The sequence below is a fragment of the Kitasatospora sp. NPDC094016 genome, from assembly GCF_040304045.1.
Taxonomy (GTDB): domain Bacteria; phylum Actinomycetota; class Actinomycetes; order Streptomycetales; family Streptomycetaceae; genus Kitasatospora.
Window position 1 is genome coordinate 1 of record NZ_JBEOUK010000093.1, and the last position, 4,104, is coordinate 4,104.

The 4,104-nt window shown below is 61.2% G+C and carries 4 protein-coding genes; 1 reads left to right on the forward strand and 3 read right to left on the reverse strand.

Features of this window, described 5'->3' with window-relative positions; all coding sequences use genetic code 11:
• Positions 1 to 62 precede the first annotated feature (62 nt).
• From ABT015_RS37740 to ABT015_RS37750, 3 genes are all read right to left on the reverse strand, one after another.
• A complete protein-coding gene (locus ABT015_RS37740) occupies positions 63 to 1,928 on the reverse strand; it encodes a thiol-activated cytolysin family protein (protein WP_350887832.1) in 1,866 nt (621 codons plus the stop codon).
• A 101-nt stretch (positions 1,929 to 2,029) separates the two neighbouring features.
• Positions 2,030 to 2,419: a hypothetical protein gene (locus ABT015_RS37745; protein WP_350887834.1), complete on the reverse strand. Its 390-nt coding sequence runs from the start codon at positions 2,417 to 2,419 to the stop codon at positions 2,030 to 2,032.
• Between the two features lie 31 nt (positions 2,420 to 2,450).
• A complete protein-coding gene (locus ABT015_RS37750) occupies positions 2,451 to 2,837 on the reverse strand; it encodes an aegerolysin family protein (RefSeq protein ID WP_350887837.1) in 387 nt (128 codons plus the stop codon).
• A 799-nt stretch (positions 2,838 to 3,636) separates the two neighbouring features.
• Between ABT015_RS37750 and ABT015_RS37755 the strand changes: the two genes are divergently transcribed.
• The coding region (locus ABT015_RS37755; protein ID WP_350887841.1) for a ribonuclease domain-containing protein at positions 3,637 to 4,104 on the forward strand (468 nt) is incomplete at its 3' end.

Below are 4,104 nucleotides of genomic sequence, written 5' to 3' on the forward strand. Positions count from 1 at the left end.
TCGGCGGTGACGGGGCGCGCCACTCGGCCTCGTCCCGAAACCGGCGTCCGGCAGCGCCGCCCTCACGCCGACCTTGAGGCAGCCGCAGGCGACCGTGTCGTCCCCTTTCCCGGTGCTCGCGCCGACCTGTCTTCGAACTTCCCTAGTTCCGTCTTGCGGCGGGTACCGCCGCCGTCTCCATACGCCAGATTCGTCACACGTAGCCGGAATTTGAGGCCGATCGACTTGGCACTGAATTCAAAAGGCAACTCCTGCTCGACGCTGTACGACTCCCGGTTGGCGATCTGATAGAGATCGGGCACGAAGTACGAGTCACCCATGTGGTAATCGATGCCGTCCCACAACTGGTAGAGTTCGATCTTGAAGGGGTCGCCCTGCCCCTCACCGCTGTACCGGTGCCTTCCTTCGAGCGGCGGGTAGACGCTGCCGTCCGGCTTGATGTCGCCCCGCCGACCGTCGAGCTTGAGCCAGTACTTCCTGACCGGCTCCTCCGTCACGCCCAGGATCTCCAGCTTCAGGTCGAACACCGCCGGCTCGTAGCGGATCTCGTCATAGGCCGTCGTCTCGCTCATCCGCGCGGGAACGTTGGTGTCAAGCGTCTTGAGGACGAAGCCCATGGGGCTGTAGTCCGCCAGTGTGGGGAATGCATCGAAGTACTTTTCGAGCTTCCGGCTCTGGAGGAGTTCCTGGACGGGCTTGGCACTGCCTCCGATGCTGATGAGGCTGATCTCCGCCTCTCGGTTGATCTTCTTGTACTTTGCCTCCAGTTCCGCGTTGACTTGCCCTCCTGCCCCGCTGTAGCCGAAGTTGAGGGCGGCTGTCATTTCCGTGACAGACTCGGACGAGGTGAACGTGAACATCAGGATCCTGCCGTAGGTCACCGAGGCGACCACCAGCGGGGGGTTTTCCACCCCGATACGGCCGTTCTTCTTCAGCTCCTCCAGATCCTGGTAGGTGAAGCTGTCGTTCATCCAGTCGTTGGGGAGCCGACTGGTGTCGCAGGACGCCGTGAAGGCCGACTCTCGCAGATAGGCGACGATGGTGTTCTTCTGCTGCCTGCGACTGGCCGAGACCTTGGTGCTGCCGGAGAATCCGGAATACGATGCGGAGAAGCCGAAGTTGAGGGCGATCTCTTCGTCACTGAACGCTTCGCGCATGTTGAAGACCAGATTGCGATACCCGCCCGAAACTCCTTGCACCATTCCCTTGATGGCGTCCGTCACCGTGCCGGTGTCCGGATTCGCCACCAGTGTGGAAGGCTTGGACTCCAGGTTGTCGATCGTGATCCGCACCGGTGTGCGCTGGCGGCCGGTGATGCCGATCTCCCTGAGCAGACCGTTCTTGGCCGTCTGCCCGGACACCAGGGCACCGGGCCACAGACCCTCCGCGTTCGGGTTGAACGTGATGATGTCTTCAGGTGTTCGGGTGAGCGAGTACGACTTGCGCACCTCGGAGACGTAGCCCTTGTCGGTGGTGAGGTGCGTGGTCTGCGTCTTGCCGAGCTGCTCCTTCTTGTCCGGATTCTGCGGGGTGATCTGCTGCCACGTCCTGAGGCTCCTCAGGTACTCGCCGAAGTCCACTGCGGCCTTGGGAGGCCCGGGAAGAACGTCCTTGCAGCCGGTCAGCTCGCCGGATTTCGAGAACGACGCCAGTACGTACTCACCCGGCCCGCGCTTCCCGTACTTCCGGTCGATGATCCCGCCGCCGCTCCCATCGGCCGCGCTCGCGTCGGCCGCTTCGGTGTCCACGGGCTCCGGCAGGCCCTCGCCGGGAATCCACCACAGGTGCCACGGGCCACCGGCCTGCACGTCGCTTTCCGGGACCACTATCTGGCCCTTTCCCCCCTCCGCCACCCAGGTCGGGAAGCCGTCGGAATCGGAGCGGTCCATGGTGTCGTCCGGTCCTCGCGCGTCGTCATAATCTGCCATGGTCATCACTTTTCGCTAGAAAAGAAGGGCAACACAGTCATGTGCTGCCCTTCTGTACTTCTGGGTGTGCGATCCGGCGTCAGCCGTCGCCGAATGCCCCTCTACCCATTACCGCCGGACTTTGTCGACCGCGCGTCGACAACAGTGACGGTAATCGATTCGGTGTCCTGCCGACCGTCGTACCCGTCAAGGGCGGCGATGATCTCCGGGTGGGACGTCTCGACGTTGACGATGTTGATCGACCCGTGTCCCGGTATATCCCAGCCGATCTTCACCCAAGCCGACTCGTCACTGTCGACCTGGTACACGACCAGCCCCTTCACATAAGGGCTTCGACCTTTGGGTGTTACCTTGATCTCGTCCGACCGCGTGCGTCCCGGGATGGTTTGCGGACTGGGATCCCAGAGCCCCAGGGTGGCTTTTTCGCTCTTCGGCCGAAGTTCGTCGTACGCGAGGTTGTTGATCGTGTAGGTGAAAGGCGCTTCACTCATCGATTTCTCCTTCCCGCTGTTCTATCCGCGTCTACTTGATGCGGCCCACGTTCATGGTCACAGTTTCTGTGCTGCCGCTGCCGACAAAGCCGTCAGTTTGTACAACAATGTACTTGCTCGAAGTATTCACCTTCAGCGTGTTGTTCGCCCCCGGGGCCCATGGAACGTCCCAATAGATCTCCACCGTCGCGTCCGAATCGTCTCCGAACTGATAGACGACCGTACCCTCAGTCCCAGAGGAACTTGACTGCCGACCGCTGGTGCGGAATGCCTGCAGGCGCTTACCCGCAGGGATCTCTACGGGCTTGTGGTTTCCCCGGTCCTCCCACTTGCCCCATTCAAGATTCACTGATTTCACCTTGAGCGGGGTTGCCGTGAGATTCTCGATGGTGCACGCAAACACCAGTGTCTCAGCCATTACCTCTCCTTCCACAGAAAGATTCGAATGCGCCAGGATTTGGTTCTAGGCGCACGAGCCGATCGAATTAAGCGCCCAGGTCAGCGGCATGCGCCATGAGGGTCCAGTACGCTGCTTACGGTCCGCGAATTTAGCCCGAATGGGTAGAAAATCACAGATCGACCATTCGATCGGATTCAGAAAATTGCACCCGCAGAGTACCCTCGATCTCCGGCAACCGCTTCGCCGAGGCGATGGTCCGATGACCCGCGCCCGGAGGCGTTCTTGCGATGCGAGGCCGATCCCCTTGCGGCAGGAGGTGGAACCTCCGTTGCCCTCAGGAAAGCACACCTGAAGCCATCTCACACCTTGAGGCAAGGGAACCAGTCTCATTGAATTTGGAACAACTTCGTCAGCGAACACTTTTCGATCCGAAACGATGTGCGCCCCGGATCGTCGATCCCTGCGTGAACCTGATGCGAGATGCATGGCACTTGCCACTGCCGATGCGGGAGGGCACGTCCGCCCCTCTCACAGCCGCGCCTTCCTCCGGTGGCGGGCTCGGCCGAGCCGGGTGAGAGTGGGTGCCGGGGGTGGTTTGTGTACTATCTCGGGTGGCGAGGCGCGTGCCTCTGAGAGGCCTACAGCGTCGCGACTCCCGATCCGCCCGGGGAAACCCTTGCACTATCGGTGCCCACCGCATCAAATCCGTCGGCGTGCGCCCGCAAGGACGGCTCGAGCCAGGCCGGCTCCCCGGACGTCAAACCTTCAGGGCAATGGACAAGGAGTCGCGATGTCGCACTCGCGAAGGTTCTCAACGATGACGGTAGCTACCGTGGCGGCCCTGAGTTCCGCATTGACGGTACTCTCCTCCGCACCATCCGACGCGGCTGTCGCCTCGCCATCGGCTGCGCCGCGGGCACTTGCGTCGAACGTCACGAAGGCGTGCGCGATCTGGAACGACCTGAAATGGCCCAGCCAAAAATCCCGCTACGAGTACACCCTGGATAACAATAGGGTGATTGTGACGGGCGGACTCTTTAAGAATACAGAGGGTCACCTCTCCAAGGATGGCGACTACCGCGAATACGACGTCAACTCGTCCAAACCGAGCCAGGATGCAAGCCGAGGAAAGGAACGCCTGGTGCGCGACCGCAATTCCATGGACGTGTGGTACACGGATACCCATTACGACAGCTTCACCCTCATCACGAAGCAGTGTTACGCAGCCAAGATGTCCTATCTGAATGACTTCGGGCATCACCACCACCACCATCATCAGCCTCAC